At 43.2% G+C, this 17,356-nt stretch carries 12 protein-coding genes; 4 read left to right on the forward strand and 8 right to left on the reverse strand.

Translation table 11 applies throughout. The features are described from left to right. The first annotated feature begins 239 nt into the window (after positions 1 to 239). From PR799_RS07905 to PR799_RS07915, 3 genes are all read left to right on the forward strand, one after another. Entirely contained in the window at positions 240 to 572 is a 333-nt protein-coding gene (locus PR799_RS07905; RefSeq protein ID WP_272521649.1) for a hypothetical protein, read from the forward strand. Positions 573 to 724: 152 nt separating this feature from the next. Further along, positions 725 to 1,060, forward strand: coding sequence for a helix-turn-helix transcriptional regulator (locus tag PR799_RS07910; protein ID WP_154627073.1), 336 nt, complete (start codon positions 725 to 727; stop codon positions 1,058 to 1,060). Further along, the gene (locus PR799_RS07915; protein ID WP_272521650.1) at positions 1,054 to 2,370 is read left to right on the forward strand and encodes a type II toxin-antitoxin system HipA family toxin; all 1,317 of its coding nucleotides are present in this window, start codon (positions 1,054 to 1,056) and stop codon (positions 2,368 to 2,370) included. The genes PR799_RS07910 and PR799_RS07915 overlap by 7 nt, the downstream gene beginning before the upstream one ends. A 114-nt stretch (positions 2,371 to 2,484) precedes the next feature. On the opposite strand, the gene guaA is transcribed toward PR799_RS07915, so the two are convergent. Together guaA and guaB are read right to left on the reverse strand one after the other, a co-directional pair. Then, entirely contained in the window at positions 2,485 to 4,062 is a 1,578-nt protein-coding gene (gene guaA, locus PR799_RS07920) for a glutamine-hydrolyzing GMP synthase (protein ID WP_272521651.1), read from the reverse strand. A 136-nt stretch (positions 4,063 to 4,198) separates the two neighbouring features. Further along, positions 4,199 to 5,665: an IMP dehydrogenase gene (gene guaB / locus PR799_RS07925; protein ID WP_036953269.1), complete on the reverse strand. Its 1,467-nt coding sequence runs from the start codon at positions 5,663 to 5,665 to the stop codon at positions 4,199 to 4,201. A 170-nt stretch (positions 5,666 to 5,835) separates the two neighbouring features. On the opposite strand from guaB, the gene xseA reads away from it, so the two are divergent. Next, positions 5,836 to 7,203: an exodeoxyribonuclease VII large subunit gene (xseA, locus tag PR799_RS07930; RefSeq protein ID WP_272521652.1), complete on the forward strand. Its 1,368-nt coding sequence runs from the start codon at positions 5,836 to 5,838 to the stop codon at positions 7,201 to 7,203. Here the strand turns inward: xseA and aes are convergent. The 6 genes from aes to maeB all read right to left on the reverse strand — a co-directional run bounded on the left by aes (position 7,192) and on the right by maeB (position 17,178). Next, entirely contained in the window at positions 7,192 to 8,160 is a 969-nt protein-coding gene (gene aes, locus PR799_RS07935; protein WP_272521653.1) for an acetyl esterase, read from the reverse strand. The genes xseA and aes overlap by 12 nt on opposite strands. A gap of 162 nt (positions 8,161 to 8,322) precedes the next feature. Further along, on the reverse strand, positions 8,323 to 10,584 hold the full coding sequence (locus tag PR799_RS07940) for a TonB-dependent receptor domain-containing protein (RefSeq protein WP_272521654.1): 2,262 nt from the start codon (positions 10,582 to 10,584) through the stop codon (positions 8,323 to 8,325). Positions 10,585 to 10,736: 152 nt separating this feature from the next. Then, the gene (locus PR799_RS07945) at positions 10,737 to 12,869 is read right to left on the reverse strand and encodes a S9 family peptidase (RefSeq protein ID WP_154627077.1); all 2,133 of its coding nucleotides are present in this window, start codon (positions 12,867 to 12,869) and stop codon (positions 10,737 to 10,739) included. A 42-nt stretch (positions 12,870 to 12,911) separates the two neighbouring features. Then, positions 12,912 to 13,715: an energy transducer TonB gene (locus PR799_RS07950; protein WP_154627078.1), complete on the reverse strand. Its 804-nt coding sequence runs from the start codon at positions 13,713 to 13,715 to the stop codon at positions 12,912 to 12,914. 136 nt (positions 13,716 to 13,851) lie between these two features. Next, entirely contained in the window at positions 13,852 to 14,745 is an 894-nt protein-coding gene (locus PR799_RS07955) for a ChaN family lipoprotein (RefSeq protein WP_230088580.1), read from the reverse strand. A 153-nt stretch (positions 14,746 to 14,898) separates the two neighbouring features. Then, entirely contained in the window at positions 14,899 to 17,178 is a 2,280-nt protein-coding gene (gene maeB, locus PR799_RS07960) for an NADP-dependent oxaloacetate-decarboxylating malate dehydrogenase (protein WP_154627080.1), read from the reverse strand. Between the last annotated feature and the right edge of the window lie 178 nt (positions 17,179 to 17,356).

Raw genomic sequence — 17,356 nt, forward strand, 5'->3', positions numbered from 1 at the left:
GCTTTGTTGGCTGTTCCGTTATCTCGTTTTTAACGCACGTTATTTTAACTAATAAATAAGGGAAACTATGAATTGGATAATTCAAAAGATAATGAATCCTCTTACAGGAGGCGTTGGCTCAGCGTTAGCACTCAATGGTGCGATATCACTTATCGTTCCATCATTGATTTTAACGACCACCAATATCTATATTCTATCGGCTATCCTCAGCCTTATTTTTATCTATATCTCGATAAAATATGATTGAGTTTTTTCACCCACAAACCACACAAGCACTCAGCATATTTTACTTTACGCTTATTCTTGGTTATTTAGTGATTCACCTTATTTGGGAGCATTTTGATAAGTTTGCCGAGGATTTTTCGTTAATTCGTTTACCTCAAAAGGTGGCAATTATTTACACCGCCGCCACCTTCGCGAGTAATTTATTTTTAATCGTGATTATGTTTAACCTAGATAACCCACTCAAAAATGATAGCGTTATGATTTTGCCATTGAGCCTCGCAGGGCTAACGGGACTATGCTATTCGTTAGGGGCTATTGTTCCGAGAAAGAAAATTTATAAGGCTTAAAGTCCAGAATTATGGACTTTAAGCCTTATAAATCATTATAACGTCCTTAATTTTGGACTTAATTCATAGTGATTTGACTATTAGAATATAAAGTCCTATATTTGGTATATTATTATGCATTTTTGCATATTAAGTCCACATTAGAGGACACTATGAATAAAAGAAAATCACCATTGGCCTATGCAGAGCAAATCGGCGAACGGCTAAAACAAGCAAGACTTAATCAAAATTTAACCCAAACAGAGTTGGCCCAATTTGTGGGTGTTTCACGCAAAACGATCATGGCCGCTGAAAAAGGTCATACTCAGCTAGAAATGTTTATTGCCATTATGATGGCGCTAAACCTAACTGAGCAATTAGACCTATTTTTACCTCCGCAGCCAATATCCCCTATTCAACTGATGAAATTACAAGGTAAAAAGCGACAACGCGCATCTGGCCAACGTGCTGACCATACTGATACTAAAGAGGAAGAATTAGAATGGTAATGGAAGTCATCGAAGTGCGCTACCAAGGTGACAGTATTGGCGCATTAAGTTTTGATTCCTCTACGGGTCTTGGTGTTTTTGAATATACCCCTGAATTTATTAAAAAAGGTATCCAGCTCTCTCCGTTGAAGATGCCTTTATCTAAACATATTTATCGTTTTCCTGAACTCGATTATCAGACATTCAAAGGGTTGCCAGGGTTAATTGCCGATTCTTTACCTGATGATTTTGGTAATGCTGTCATGAATGCTTGGGTTGCAAGCCAAGGTAAATCCATCGATAGCATTACACCTTTACAGCGCCTGCAATACACTGGAAAACGAGGAATGGGAGCATTGGAATACATCCCTGCAACCAAACTTCATAACAGCAATACAAAAACCGACATTCATATTGAGTCTCTAGTGGCTATTGCACAGGAAGTTCTCGATTTGCGTAGCAACTTTAATGTGGAACTGAGTCGCAATCATCAAGAAGATTCAGCGTCAATGATGGAGTTATTATCTGTAGGAATGAGTGCCGGCGGAGCAAGGCCTAAAGCTGTTCTCGCCTTTAATCACGATTTTACTCAGGTCCGTTCTGGTCAATCCGATATACCAAATAATTTTATCCACTATTTAATGAAATTTGATGGTGTAAGCGAGCACAATACAAACCAAGAAACGTTTGGAGACCCACTCGGTTATGGTGCCATGGAATATGTCTATCACTTAATGGCGACACAGTGCGGAGTCGATATGATGCCATGCCATTTATTAGATGAAGGCGCCAGACGGCATTTTATCACTCAGCGTTTCGATCGGATTGGTAATCAAAAGGTTCACGTACAGACCTTAAATGGTTTAGCACATGTGGATTATAAAAAACCTGGTTCATTTTCCTACGCCGAGCTATTTGGTATCGCTCGTGACTTACGTTTATCGGCAGATGATGCGTTTCAACTATTAAAACGAATGGCTTTTAACATTATCGCTCGAAATCATGACGACCATTCCAAAAACTTTGCATTCATGCTGAAAGATAATAAATGGACTTTAGCTCCCGCTTACGACCTAGCCTATAGTTATAAACCCGGTAGTAAATGGGTAAACAGTCATTGGATGAGTTTAAATGGAAAAAGAGATGATTTTACCCGTGAAGATTTTTATTCTCTCGTTAAACTTAGCCCCGCATTTAGTAAACAGAGAATCGATAATATTATAGATGAAACGCTAGATGCTGTTTCCCAATGGAGAAAACTTGCCAAAGAGTGGGACGTTCCTACGACACTGGCTGATGAGATAAGTAAAAACTTGAGGCTGGATATTTGAGTAGCTTGGTTAATAAAACTGTTTTTATATTTAAAAAAAACAAAAAGGCACCAGTAAGTAACTGATGCCTTTAACATTAATGATTTCTAAAAATCGCTATCAATTATAGCTAAATCATTCCCACTCAATGGTCGCTGGTGGCTTGCCGCTGATGTCATAAACTACGCGGGAAATACCATTCACTTCATTGATAATGCGGTTAGACACACGGCCTAAGAAATCATATGGCAAATGAGCCCAATGAGCCGTCATAAAGTCGATGGTTTCAACTGCACGCAGAGATACGACCCAGTCATACTTACGACCATCACCCATTACGCCAACAGAGCGCACTGGTAAGAATACAGTGAATGCTTGGCTAACTTTATTGTACAGATCTGCTTTGTGCAGCTCTTCGATAAAGATAGCATCTGCGCGACGCAGCAAGTCACAATACTCTTTCTTCACTTCACCCAGAACACGAACACCTAAACCTGGACCTGGGAATGGGTGGCGGTACAGCATATCGTATGGCAGGCCTAACTCCAGACCAATCTTACGCACTTCGTCTTTGAACAGCTCTTTCAGAGGTTCAACCAGACCCAGTTTCATATCTTCCGGTAAGCCACCCACGTTATGGTGAGATTTAATAACGTGTGCTTTGCCCGTTGCTGAAGCCGCAGACTCGATAATATCTGGATAAATCGTTCCTTGCGCTAACCATTTGATATTTGTCAGCTTAGAAGACTCTTCATCGAACACTTCGATAAATACGTGACCAATTTTTTTACGCTTCGCTTCTGGATCTGAAATACCTGCCAGTGCGTTCATAAAGCGGTCTTCCGCTTTCGCGTGGATGATGTTCAGGTCAAATTTACCTTGGAACATTTCCATGACTTGGTCAGCTTCATTTAAACGCAGCAAACCGTTATCAACGAATACGCAAGTCAGACGCTTACCAATCGCACGGTTTAATAACAGAGCAGTAACAGAAGAATCCACACCGCCAGACAGAGCTAACAGAACATGGTCATCACCAATTTGTTCTTTCAGGCGAGCAACGGTATCTTCGATAATCGCAGCTGATGTCCACAACGCTTCACATTGACACAGATCCAATACGAAACGTTTTAAAATATTTAAACCTTGATGAGTGTGAGTCACTTCTGGGTGAAACTGAACACCGTAGAAACGTTTCTCAACGTCAGCCATGATGGCATATGGGCAGCTTGGCGTGCTTGCAATCGTTTTGAAGCTAGATGGGATAGCAGTCACTTTGTCGCCATGGCTCATCCACACATCTAAAACAGGCTTGCCATCTTCGTTCAGCGCATCTTGGATGCCGCGGAACAGGTCGCAATCTTCCAGAATTTCAACGTTAGCATAACCAAATTCACGTTCGCCAGACACTTCAACCGCGCCACCTAATTGCATGGACATAGTTTGCATGCCGTAGCAGATACCTAAAACAGGCACGCCCGCATTAAATACATACTCTGGTGCACGTGGGCTATCAGCCTCTGTCGTACTTTCTGGACCACCAGACAAGATAATCCCGTTAGGATTAAACTCTCTGATTTGCTCTTCGGTCACATCCCACGCCCACAGTTCACAGTAGACGCCAATTTCACGGATACGACGTGCAATCAGCTGAGTATACTGAGAGCCGAAATCAAGAATAAGAATGCGATGCTTATGGATATTTGTAGTCATTTGAGGAGAATTCCAGCAATTCAAGTCAAAATAAAAGGTGGTGACACCATCAACATGTGTGCCACCCTGAAACTTTTCGATTACTGTTTTAAAGGATAATAGCGCCCCGAAATGGCGTTATTATCCTAAACAATAATTACTGCCCTAAGCGATAGTTAGGAGACTCTTTAGTGATAGTCACATCATGAACGTGACTTTCTTGAATACCCGCACCACTGATACGCACAAATTCAGCTTTCGTTCTCAGCATATCGATAGTACCGCAGCCTGTCAGACCCATACATGAGCGTAAGCCACCCATTTGTTGGTGAATGATCTCTTTTAAGCGACCTTTGTAAGCCACGCGACCTTCGATACCTTCTGGAACCAGTTTGTCTGCTGCGTTATCAGATTGGAAATAACGGTCTGAAGAACCTTTAGACATTGCGCCCAGAGAACCCATTCCACGGTACGCTTTATAGGTACGGCCTTGGAACAGGATCGTTTCACCCGGAGATTCTTCGGTACCTGCAAACATGGAGCCAACCATCACACACGCAGCGCCAGCCGCGATAGCTTTAGAAATATCACCAGAGAAACGGATACCACCATCTGCAATAACAGGAATGCCAGTGCCTTCTAATGCACCCGCAGCTTCAGCGATTGCCGTGATTTGAGGTACTCCCACACCAGTGACGATACGAGTCGTACAAATTGAACCTGGGCCGATACCCACTTTCACTGCGCTAACACCAGCGTCTGCTAACGCTTTCGCGCCTTCAGCTGTTGCAACGTTACCACCAATGATTTGTAAATCAGGGTATTTTTGGCGAGTTTCACGAATACGCTGTAAAACCCCTTCAGAATGACCGTGTGATGAGTCAATGAGCAGAACGTCAACGCCTGCTGCAACCAATGCATCAACACGTTCTTCGTTACCTGCGCCAGCACCAACAGCCGCACCGACACGCAGACGGCCTTGCTCGTCTTTACATGCGTTTGGTTTACGTTCTGCTTTTTGGAAATCTTTAACGGTGATCATACCTAACAGATGGAAGTTATCATCGATAACTAAGGCTTTCTCAACACGTTGCTCATGCATTTTTTGTAAAACGACTTCGCGTGCTTCGCCTTCTTTCACGGTCACTAAACGCTCTTTTGGCGTCATCACCGCAGTCACTGGTTGGTCTAAATCCGTTACGAAACGGACGTCACGACCTGTAATGATACCCACTAAAGAATTATCTTTAGAGACAACAGGATAACCTGCGAAACCATTGCGCTCAGCCATTTCTTGCACTTCACGAATTGTGGTTTCTGGGGTAACAGTGACAGGATCAGTCACCACGCCGCTTTCATGTTTTTTCACACGACGGACTTCTTCAGCTTGACGCTCAATGGACATGTTTTTATGGATAAATCCAATACCACCTTCTTGAGCCAGTGCGATAGCCAGATCAGATTCGGTGACAGTATCCATCGCTGCGGAGAGCATAGGAATGTTCAGGCGGATTTTTGCGGTCAGTTGAGTGGACAGATCTGCCGTGTTTGGCAGTACAGTTGAGTGTGCAGGGACGAGTAAAACATCGTCGAAAGTTAGTGCTTCTTTTTTAATGCGTAACATAGGCAATATCCCACCAGGCAGCGTTATGAAAGGTATAAAATATTGCCGCGGCATTATACACACCGTAATCGGTTGCTTCCAGCACTTTTTTCAAAAAAAACTTGATAAGTCCGTCGGCTACGTTAGTATCAGTCAATTAAGTCATTGTTTTAAAATTTGATCTAGCTCACATGTCGACTCAACAAAATAGCGCAATTTACTCAGTTAGCAAGCTCAACCAAACGGTAAGAGAACTTCTTGATACCCAAATGGGACGAATTTGGTTAACGGCCGAAATTTCCAATTTTTCGCAGCCAAGTTCGGGACATTGGTACCTGACACTCAAAGATGATCGTGCCCAAGTTCGCGCGGCGATGTTTCGTGGACAAAATGCCCGCGTCACCTTCCGTCCACAAAATGGGCAGCAGGTATTAGTCCGTGCCACTGTCACACTGTATGAGCCGCGTGGAGACTATCAGCTAATCATCGAAAGCATGCAGCCCGCTGGTGAAGGTCTACTGCAACAGCGCTTCGAGCTACTCAAACAAACCCTTAATGCCCAAGGGCTATTTGATGTTATTCACAAGCAAGCCTTGCCATCTCCAGCAAAACGCGTGGGGATTATTACCTCTGCAACCGGTGCTGCCCTACATGATATTTTAAATATCCTACATCGCCGTGACCCATCCCTCCCCGTGGTTATCTACCCGACAGCTGTTCAAGGAGATTTAGCGCCTGCGCAAATCGCCAGAGCCATCGAACTCGCAAACCTACGCAATGAGTGTGATGTGCTCATTGTGGGGCGTGGTGGCGGTTCACTGGAAGATTTATGGGCATTCAACGAAGAGATCGTGGCACGTGCCATTTTTGCTAGCCGATTACCGATCATTAGCGCCGTTGGGCATGAAACGGATGTGACCATCGCCGATTATGTTGCCGATGTACGTGCACCTACGCCATCGGCAGCCGCAGAGCTTGTCAGTCGCAATCAAACTGAGATGCTTCGCCAATTGAAGTCAGGGCAACAGCACCTAGAGATGGCGATGGATTATTATCTGGCGGCGCAGCAGCAACGTTTTGCACGTCTGCAGCATCGTTTACAGCAGCAACACCCGCAATTACGCCTTGCTCGGCAACAAAATCAGCTTTCAGCTTTGCGCCAAAAACTGACCAATGCCATCAGCCGCCAGCTACAATCGGCCACCTTTAAATTCGATAAAAACCAACGCCGCTTGATGCAAAATGACCTGCGCCCTCAATTACAACGCCAACAGCGCCAATTGCAGCAAACTCAGTATCATTTACAAAATATGCTGACCCAGTTAGTGAATAACTACCGCCAGCGTTTTGCTGTTGCCTGCTCGAAAATAGAGGCTGTTAGCCCGCTTGCTACCCTCGCCCGAGGTTTCAGTATCAGCGAAACCGCTGAAGGCGCTGTATTGAAAAAAACCAGCCAAGTGAAATTAGGCCAACAGCTCAAAACTCGCTTAAATGATGGTTGGGTTGAAAGCCAAGTGACCAATATTCAGAAGGTTCGAGCGAAAAGGTCAACCAAATAGCTGTTTTTTCAAATATTCCACACCATCTCGAATGGCGTTATCCGCCGTTGGCATGATGCGGGAGTAATGTAAAAAGGCATGCAGTGTCCCCGGATACATTCGGTATTCACATGGTATTTTATGCGATTGAAACATTTGAAATAATGTCACACTATCATCAAGTAACGGATCATATTCCGCACTCGCAATAAAACAAGGTGGAATGTCTCGCGTAAGATCATTATTAAACAAGCAATAGTAAGGCTCTTCACGGCTTCCTTGTTCGCCTAAGTAAGCATTGTCATACTCTTGGAGATCTTCTCGTCTTAACCCATCCCATTCACCGCCATACAAACGGCGACTGCTGGAATCTTGTAATCCATACAATCCATACCACAGTAAAACGGCACAAACATCACCACAGTAGATTTGTTTATCCCGTAACCATAATACGGTAGCAAGGGATAACATCGCTCCAGCAGAGTCCCCCGCAAACCCAATACGGTGCATATTCAACGAATATTTTTCTGCGTGTTGAGAATAAAACTGGCATACCGCTGCCGCTTCTTCAATCGCTTGAGGATAATGTGCTTCAGGGGAAAGTGAATAATCAATACCGATGACCGTACAGCCAGAATACAACGCTAATAAACGCATAATTCGGTCATGAGTATCAAGATTGCCGAGGATAAACCCGCCACCGTGTAGATAAAATAGCGTGGCAGGTGTATGTTCAATAGGGTGATAAATTCTCGTGACAACGTCACCTTTAACGGTTTTAACCGTCATGTTTTCAACATGAAAAAGTTCAGGTGCGTTGGCGTTCCAATAACGGCGATCTTCATTATAAGCCATACGCTGAGCTTCATAGCTCCCATCAGTTGGCTCAGCTGGTATCTGTTGTTCATAATATTGAATAACTTTTTGCATCTCTGGCGAAATTAAATCAAGCACATTGATTTTATTGGTAGTTTTCATTGCAATCTCCACATTCTTATTTATTGATTGTAATGAATCCAAAGGGACAAACTGAGAGTGGCGTAGCCAATATTGAAAGCGTTTAGATAATAAGCCTATCAATCTTCCTTAGTAAGTAAGGCTAAAAATAATACTAAACGCTTTCCGTTAGCAATTTCCTGATTAGAAGCGCACTTGACCGCCAATCATATAACTGCGCCCTCTTCCCGTTTCATTATTTCTGCCACGTTCTTCCATCACTGCGCCAGAGTTTGCACGGTTTAACACGTCGGTGTAGTTTTCATTAGTGAGGTTATTAATCGCCATCATTAACTTGAAATGTTTATTGATTTCATAGTCTGCGTACAGGTCAACGATAGTTGGCTGTTTTTCATACTTTTCCGTCATCGCATCCCCGTTCATGTCACCGTCAGGAACTGGGCTGATACGTTTAGATGGTCCCGTCCATGTAATGGCTGAGCCGAGAGTCAGTTTTTCATCAAACAGACGAACACCGGAATCTAAAGTCACATAATATTCAGGTAATTGGGTAAAGTCCCCTGCACTAAATACCGATGTACTGTTGATTGACACGGGTTGTTTGCCAGATTCTTGGGTGTAAGAAACCATGGAGTAAAATACCCCTGCATCGTAGTTTGCTTGTAGCTCATAACCCCGTAAATTAACATCGCGAGGATCGTTCACATACATATCTGCGCGTTGGAAAATATCCGGATTTTCTTTATCCCACACATCATCATTAATTAAACACCAATCAAACTCTTCCTGAGAGTTTGCACGACATAGCAGGAAAGACTTACTCGTGATGTAGTCTTTGATATGTGTATGGAACCACAGCGCTTTCAGGTTGAACTGATCACCTTCTACAATTAAGTCTGGCTTAAAACTATTAAAACCTACCTGCCAAGTTTTCGACTTTTCTCCTTTTAGGAATGGATTCATACTCTGACCACCATTTTGAGAGAAAAAAGCTTCCTGAGAGTTTGGTGCTCTCATTGAGTGCGCGTAACTCACAAAAGGCTGAAATTCAGGAATAATTTGTGCAGAAACTAGCACCCCGGGGTTAATACCACTTTCACGCAGATTTAACGTACTGGCTTCTTGAGGGAAGCACTTTTCCGTCTCATCACAAGCTGGTTTATAGCCCTGAACGCGATAATTCAGATAGTTAAGGTCAAACGTTGCGGTGTAAATATCATAGCTCGCTTCAAACTGGGTATACAGGCTGGCAATATCTTGTGTCCCACTTGGTGAAAATGGGTTATAAATTATTGTGTTTGGATCTTCTACCGGTTTTGTTATTTTTTGGTATTTAGTCTTCATTAATTTCGAACCAACCTGCCACTTAAAATCAGTGTCACCATAAGAAAAACGGCTGGTATTGGAAATATTAATACTGTCAGATTTATTCTCTGACTCGGCGTCTTTTAATGCACCACCAATTGGTTCACCTTGGAATTTTTGGGTATTAAATCCATGACTCGCCAGCACTTCCACATCAATCAATTCGTTGATTGGCGTGTATTTATATTTAAGGTAATAATCTTCGCTATTAATCTTACGGCTGGTTAATTTATTTTGTAAAAATCGGCCACTGAATTCGACTTCATGGCTATCATTCGGTTTATATTTTAATTTAGTTAATTGAGATTGCGGTTTTTGTTTGAATGTCGGATCCGTTGCAAATTCATCGGTATCAAACCCATCACCATTTTTATAACTGCCCGGGATATTGTGCCCACTCACCGCAATTAAGCCGCCAAAATAACCATCACCCTCATTTAATAACGTTTTTCCCGCAACCGAAACCATGCCGTTATAGCCAAGTCCATTATCTCCCCAGCTCCCTTTGCTACGTACTCCCCACAAATTATCTTTGAAAATCACATCATCAATAGATAAGGTTCTAAAGTTGGCACTTCCCGCTAAGGCGTTAACACTGTTGCTGCCATTCAATTGCCCCTTTTCTACCTCAACCGCCACAATAAAATTAGGGTCAATAAGTGAACCAAAGTCATTACTCGGCTGCATACCGTGAGTGAATTTACTTGGCGATATTCCGTAATAGCTTTGTGTGACACCATCCACCATCATGTTTACGCGCCCAAAGCCACTCAACCCGCGAATATTCACGTTGATGGTGCCTTGGCTCGCATCCATTTGGGTATAGGTTCCGGGCATCGAACGGATAATTTTATCCATGGATTGCAATTTATTTTCGGTGCCGACTGCGCTATAGGCGCCTGGTTTTTCCAATGCTTTGACCAACGGCGTTTGCTTTTGCGCGCCCGACACTTTTAATTGGCTAAAATTAACCACATCATCTTTCTGTTTATTTGTCTGCTGTGTGTTTTCAGACAAAGCGAAGCCGTGGAAGCCTGCGGAAATAGTCCCAGCTACCATGATTATTATTTTATTATTCATTAAACCATTCCTGTAAACGTACTGATAAAACAGTCGCTCACATTGCAAACGCAGAATAAATATGTTTTCTGCGAATAGGATTAGTTGCAAGTTTTTATAGCTCCACAACTAATCCTTGGTAACCTTATTTTGGTTACTTATTATGAGTAACGCTATTTTAAATCTGGAAAATATTTTGCTTTGTTTTCTAACATCAGAATAAAGCTATATTCTCTCGCAATATCATCCAAGGCATTAAAGCGACCTGATTTTCCACCGTGTCCAGCATTCATATTGGTTTCTAATAACAATAAAGAATTGCCTTGTTTCAGCTCTCGCAGTTTTGCCACCCATTTTGCAGGCTCCCAATATTGTACTTGAGAATCATGCAGCCCTGTGGTGACCAAAATATGCGGATAGTGCTGGGTTTTGATATTGTCATACGGGCTATAGGCTTTAATGCGCCAGTAATCTTCCTCATTCTCTGGATTACCCCACTCATCATATTCCCCTGTAGTCAGTGGAATTGAAGGGTCAAGCATGGTCGTGACAACATCAACAAATGGCACCGCAGAAACAACACCTTCATACAGATCAGGAGCCATATTGACAACAGCACCCATCAGCAAGCCGCCAGCGCTACCGCCCATGGCATAGACATGGCCTTTTTCCCCATAGCCTTGTGCCAATAACGCGTTAGTCGCATCAATGAAGTCCGTAAAGGTATTCATTTTATGGACAGTTTTACCCTGAATATACCAATTCTTTCCTAAGTCCCCACCGCCACGAATATGGGCAATAGCATACACAAATCCACGGTCAAGCAAGGATAAGCGAGAAGAACTGAATGACGGATCGATACCATATCCATAGGCGCCGTAGCCGTAGACCAGAAGTGGATTTTTACCTTGTTTGAAACTATCTTTACGGTAAACCAATGAAACCGGTACTTTCACCCCATCTTGGGCAGTGACCCAAATACGTTCACTTTGATAATTCGCTTTATTGAAACCCTTCACTTCCTCTTGTTTTAATAGCTGTTTTTCTTGAGTCAGCATATTAATTTCATACACCGATGATGGTGTTGTCATGGAGGAGTAGCCGTAGCGTAATTTATCCGTATCTGGCTCTGGGTTGTTGCCAATCCAAGCCATGTAAGCTGGGTCATCAAAGCTGACAGAATGCTCTTTGTGGGTTAACCAACTAATTTGTCGAATGTTCACTAAGCCGTTTTGGCGCTCTTCAATCACCAACCAGTTATTAAATAACGCAAAATCTTCAAGGTCGACATCATCACGAGGCGCGATAAAACTCACCCACGGTGCCGAGGCGTTATCCGCAATATACAGTCCGAATAATGGATGCTGATGATTAGAGCGAATATAGAATTTGCCGTTAAAATGATCAGGGTAATATTCGATACCTGTTTTGCGAGGTTGTAACACTATCGCATCACGTTCAGGTTGGTTTGCATCCAAAAGACGATATTCTGAGGTTTCGGTGCTGGTGATCCCAATCAGAATATAATCTTTGGAGGTGGATTTCGCTAAACTGACATAGTAAGTATCATCTTTCTCTTCATACACCAATTTATCAGCCGATTGGGCTGTTCCATATTGGTGCTTAACCACTTGATAAGGCAGCAGTGTTTGTTTATCTTTATTAACATAAAACAGTGTGCTGTTATCATTTGCCCACACAATATTGCCTGAGGTGTTAGTCAGGACATTTTCTTGCCACTTTGCATCATCAACTTTACGGAACGAAACCGCATAATCATTACGACCTTGGCGGTCTTCAGCAATCGCGATCGTGGTGTTATCTGGGGAAATGGCTAGCGCCCCCATTCGGTAATATTCAGTACCTTCCGCGCGTTGGTTACCATCAACCAAAACTGTCCATTCGCCATCACTATTAATTGGGCGCCTTTCATAAATGGAATAGTTTTTACCCGCAACAACGCGAGAACGGTATGTATAGCCATTGTAGTTGTATGGTACCGACTCATCATCTTGCTTTACGCGGGATAATAATTCGTCGTAAATTTCCTGTTTTAATGGCTCACCCAATTCAAGCTGCTGCGTGGTATAGGCATTTTCTTGATTCAGATATTCAAGGACCTCTGGGGCTTCACGGTTATCGTCTCTTAACCAATAATAGTTATCGACGCGCTGATCCCCATGGATAGTCATAGTGTGGGGCTGTTTTTTCGCTATTGGTGCTAGCATTTTGTCCTCCGCAGCACTGCTGGCCGCATATAACCCAAGTAGTGTGACCACGCAATAAGTGGTAATTCTATTACGCATGGTTTTATTATGTATGGCTTTATGACACATGGTGAGTCCAATTTATTTATCATTAAGAGTAAAATCAATAGGTAACCTGACTGTTATCCGTCCATTCTTGAGAATTTCTGCTGGCGGTACGGGTAACGGCGCCGCGCGAGATAACACCTGCTGGGCTTCTTTGTCTAAAGAACGTGTGCCTGATGAGTTCACTAAACTACTATCAAGCAAAAAACCTTGGCTATCTACCGTAAACATCACTACTGGTTTACCCACGCGGTTACGCCTTCCTGCATCTTCAGGGTAACGTTTATATTTATTCAATCTTCCAAGCACCATCGCTTCCCACTGTTTTTGAAGGCTATCGAGGGCTTCGGACTGGCTATTAAGTTCCGCAGCAATTTGCTGGCTTTGGACGAGTGCCGCCGCATCGCTGGTCACTGGCGCATCGCTGGCTTTCGAATCTGTGGTTTGCACCTTCTTCACTTGCTGCTGCTCTTGTTTCTGTTTTTTTAACTCGGGCTTTGGTTTTTTCGCCGTTGTTTTCGTCAGTTGCACTTCCGCTTGCTCATTAACAGGCAATGGGGGAATAATGGCGTCCTCTGCTTGCGCTTTATGGGATTCACTCGCCACAGCCAGCTCTTGAGTTTGACCAATATTCACTTCCGTTAATTGTTTGGCTTGTGCTTCGATAGATAATTCCATCACCACTGAAGGGGGCGGCAGTGACTCCACCCATCGCGCATTGTGTGTTATCCAGATAAAAAATCCCACAATGGCAATATGCAGTGCCACGGCTAAAACCAGCCACCCGCCCATTTTGGAGGTTCGATTCACATATCCACTTTCAAACGTTATTGTGCTCATAATCATCTTACGTGCTTTTACAGAGTTGCAAATGATAATTAATAACGAATGCAAATGGAAATTATTTGTAAATAAATGTGATGATTACTTCACAAAATTAACGAGTTTAAATCATCATATTGCTCGTACTTGTTAATTATTTCGGCGTATACCACACATAATCTGCATGCAAGTTATCGATTTCCTCGCCTTGCTCCGAAATAATCAATACTTTCAATGGCTCATCTGGCGCTAAATCGAGCACATGTAACGGTACACCAATCGCTCGCGTTGCATGATAACCGCCTGCAAATAACAATGCAGGTGCTGGAGCATCCAATAATCCTTGAGCCATCGCTCTATCTCTTAACTGCTGGATCACCATCATCTTTTTCGCTTGTTTATCATCCAACTCACCATTGTGTGAGCGCTTAATGGTTTCGCTGATCAGTTCCTGAATAACGAGTTGCGTTGAATGTGTTCCTGTAAGCGTAGGTGGGTTGTCATAAGCCTTCAGCACAGCATCTCGATTAATATTTGCTGCTAAAACCGGGGATTGCTGAGCCAGTAAATACTTCACGAGTTCCCCATATTGCGCCCACGGCCAACCATTATTCCAATGTAAAACCTCTTGCAGTTTTTCATCTCGAATATACGGATTTCCCTGCATCTGTTTTTGAACATTGTTAACTCGGCTTTGTTGATCTGGCGTGAGCATCTCTAAAAGCACCGCACCTTGCGGGCGTATTTGCTGCATTTCTTGGGCAACCCATTGCTCGATTTGATGATGGTAAATATTGTCGTGCTTTTCCCCGACAATGACGCGAGGTGAAGCTGCAAGTTCTTGAATTAACTGTTGTGGCGTGATGGACTTGCCTGAATCTAAATCAATAATTTTGCCAGCTTGTGTGAGTTGGGGATCCAATTGCTGAACAGGTTTTGGTGTTTGCGAGGTACATCCTAACTGTGTGAAACTCAAAACGAAAAGCATCCCTAAACTCAACAGTGATGTTTTTTTCGTTAAATAATTCAAAGAACGTGCTGATATCATTATCTTTTCCATATAGTGACTTTGAAGCCATTCAAAATACAGATAATGATAATCATTTTCAAATAAAAAAGACTCCCATTAACCACAATGGAAGTCTTTATGCGGAACTCGATGATTAATCAATCATTCGAGAAACTATTATAATGATGCTAATTACAGTGGGTTCGTTTGAGCTTCCACTGCCGCTAACGCTACCATGTTGACAATACGGCGAACAGACGCGATTGGCGTTAAGACGTGGACAGGTTTTGCCACCCCCATTAGCACAGGCCCCACGGTGACACCATCAGAACTTGTCACGCGCAGCAAGTTATAGCTAATACGCGCCGCTTCCATATTTGGCATAATCAGTAAGTTTGCTGAACCTTTCAGTGGGCTATCTGGCATCACATCTTTACGGATTGACTCAATCAACGCCGCATCCGCATGCATCTCACCGTCAATTTCCAAGTTTGGCTCACGTGCTTTCACTAATGCCAGTGTATCGCGCATTTTTTGTGCTGAACCACAATCTGAAGAACCAAAGCTTGAGCGAGATAACAGCGCCACTTTAGGCTCAATACCAAATCGACGAACCGTATCCGCTGCCATTAACGTGATTTCCGCTAACTCTTCTGGCGTTGGATCTTCGTTCACATAAGTATCGGCAATAAAGGTATTACCAGTTGGTAGTAACAAGGCATTCATTGCCCCAGCAGTATGCGCACCTTCGCGGAAACCGAACAGGTCTTTGACGACTTGGTAGTGTTCACTGTAGCTACCGATTGAACCACAGATCATCCCATCCGCTTCACCACGCAGAACCATGATACCGCCGATAATCGTTGGGTTAGCAACTAATGCGCGACGCGCCATTTCTTGAGAAACACCACGACGTTTCATGATTTGATAATATTCTTGCCAGTACTCTTTAAAGCGTGGGTCATTTTCATTGTTGACCACTTCAAAGTCTTTACCTAGCTCAATATGTAGACCCAGTTTTTGGATACGCATTTCAATTACGCTAGGACGGCCAACCAGAATAGGGAATGCTAAACCAAGGGAAACCAGCTCTTGAGTTGCGTGTAATACGCGCTCTTCTTCCCCTTCCGCTAATACGATGCGTTTTAGCTCTTTTTTCGCTTGAGAGAAAATTGGCTTCATAAATAAGTTTGTTTTATGAACAAACTGATTCAGTTTTTCAACATACGCATCCATATCCGTGATTGGACGTGTCGCCACACCTGACTCCATTGCCGCTTTTGCCACTGCTGGCGCAATTTTCACGATAAGGCGCGGGTCAAATGGTTTTGGAATGATATATTCAGGGCCAAAGAATAAATCTTGGTTACCGTACGCTGATGCAACTTCTTCACTTTGCTCCGCCAGCGCTAAGTCCGCGATAGCGTAAACACAAGCCAGTTTCATCTCTTCGTTGATTGTTGTTGCGCCCACATCCAGCGCGCCACGGAAGATGAATGGGAAGCACAGAACGTTGTTAACTTGGTTCGGGTAGTCTGAACGACCTGTACAGATAATGGCATCTGGGCGAACTTCTTTCGCTAATGGTGGCAGAATTTCTGGCTCAGGGTTAGCTAATGCTAAGATTAGTGGGTCTTTTGCCATGGTTTTCACCATTTCTGGTGTTAACACGCGAGGGCCTGAACAACCTAAGAAAATGTCAGCATCAGGAATAGCATCCGCTAATGTGCGTTGACCGTTATCGTCAATGGCATACGCGGCTTTAGTCGCATCCATTCGCTCATCACGACCTTTATAAATCACCCCTTTTGAATCGCAAACAGTGATATTTTCGCGCTTTAATCCTAACGCCACTAATAAGTTCATACAAGCAATCGATGCGGCACCCGCACCGGATACAACTAAACGAACATCGCCAATTTCTTTTTTAACAATGCGCAGACCGTTAATCACCGCCGCGGTACAGATAATTGCGGTTCCGTGTTGGTCGTCATGGAACACAGGAATATTCATGCGTTCACGTAATTTTTGTTCAATATAGAAGCACTCTGGTGCTTTAATATCTTCGAGGTTGATACCGCCGAATGTTGGTTCCAGCGACGCGATGATATCAATCAGTTTATCAGGATCGGTTTCATCGACTTCAATATCGAAAACATCAATACCCGAGAATTTCTTAAATAGTACCCCTTTCCCTTCCATGACAGGTTTACCTGCCAATGCACCGATGTTCCCTAAGCCTAGTACCGCAGTACCATTAGAGATAACACCCACAAGGTTACCTTTCGCTGTATAACGATACGCTTTTAGAGGTTCTTCTGCGATTTCTAGGCAAGGTACCGCAACGCCTGGGGAATACGCTAAAGCTAGGTCACGTTGCGTGGTTAATGGTTTGGTTGGTGTTACAGTAATTTTCCCAGGATGAGGAAACTCATGAAAATCGAGAGCACTTTGTTTTAATTTATCATCCATCATCAAGTCCTTTCAAAATTTGGTAAGGTAAGAGCCATCACAGTATAAACACATCTTGTTAGCAAATCATGATCACGCCTATGATTTCCAGAAAAATCTTTCATTTACAAGGAATTTACACGGATTTGCCACAAAAATACAATGGTGAATTTCTAGAGATACACAATATTGTTATTAT

Source organism: Providencia sp. PROV202, assembly GCF_028479565.1.
Classification (GTDB): Bacteria; Pseudomonadota; Gammaproteobacteria; order Enterobacterales; family Enterobacteriaceae; genus Providencia; species Providencia zhijiangensis.

What these genes read in the sequence shown, in the direction of transcription:
- PR799_RS07950 (WP_154627078.1), bottom strand. Translation starts at nt 13,715, where the DNA reads ATGAGCACAATAACGTTTGAAAGTGGATATGTGAATCGAACCTCCAAA.
- PR799_RS07945 (WP_154627077.1), bottom strand. Translation starts at nt 12,869, where the DNA reads ATGCGTAATAGAATTACCACTTATTGCGTGGTCACACTACTTGGGTTA.
- PR799_RS07915 (WP_272521650.1), top strand. Translation starts at nt 1,054, where the DNA reads ATGGTAATGGAAGTCATCGAAGTGCGCTACCAAGGTGACAGTATTGGC.
- xseA (WP_272521652.1), top strand. Translation starts at nt 5,836, where the DNA reads ATGTCGACTCAACAAAATAGCGCAATTTACTCAGTTAGCAAGCTCAAC.
- guaB (WP_036953269.1), bottom strand. Translation starts at nt 5,665, where the DNA reads ATGTTACGCATTAAAAAAGAAGCACTAACTTTCGACGATGTTTTACTC.
- PR799_RS07910 (WP_154627073.1), top strand. Translation starts at nt 725, where the DNA reads ATGAATAAAAGAAAATCACCATTGGCCTATGCAGAGCAAATCGGCGAA.
- maeB (WP_154627080.1), bottom strand. Translation starts at nt 17,178, where the DNA reads ATGGATGATAAATTAAAACAAAGTGCTCTCGATTTTCATGAGTTTCCT.
- PR799_RS07940 (WP_272521654.1), bottom strand. Translation starts at nt 10,584, where the DNA reads ATGAATAATAAAATAATAATCATGGTAGCTGGGACTATTTCCGCAGGC.
- PR799_RS07955 (WP_230088580.1), bottom strand. Translation starts at nt 14,745, where the DNA reads ATGATATCAGCACGTTCTTTGAATTATTTAACGAAAAAAACATCACTG.
- PR799_RS07905 (WP_272521649.1), top strand. Translation starts at nt 240, where the DNA reads ATGATTGAGTTTTTTCACCCACAAACCACACAAGCACTCAGCATATTT.
- guaA (WP_272521651.1), bottom strand. Translation starts at nt 4,062, where the DNA reads ATGACTACAAATATCCATAAGCATCGCATTCTTATTCTTGATTTCGGC.
- aes (WP_272521653.1), bottom strand. Translation starts at nt 8,160, where the DNA reads ATGAAAACTACCAATAAAATCAATGTGCTTGATTTAATTTCGCCAGAG.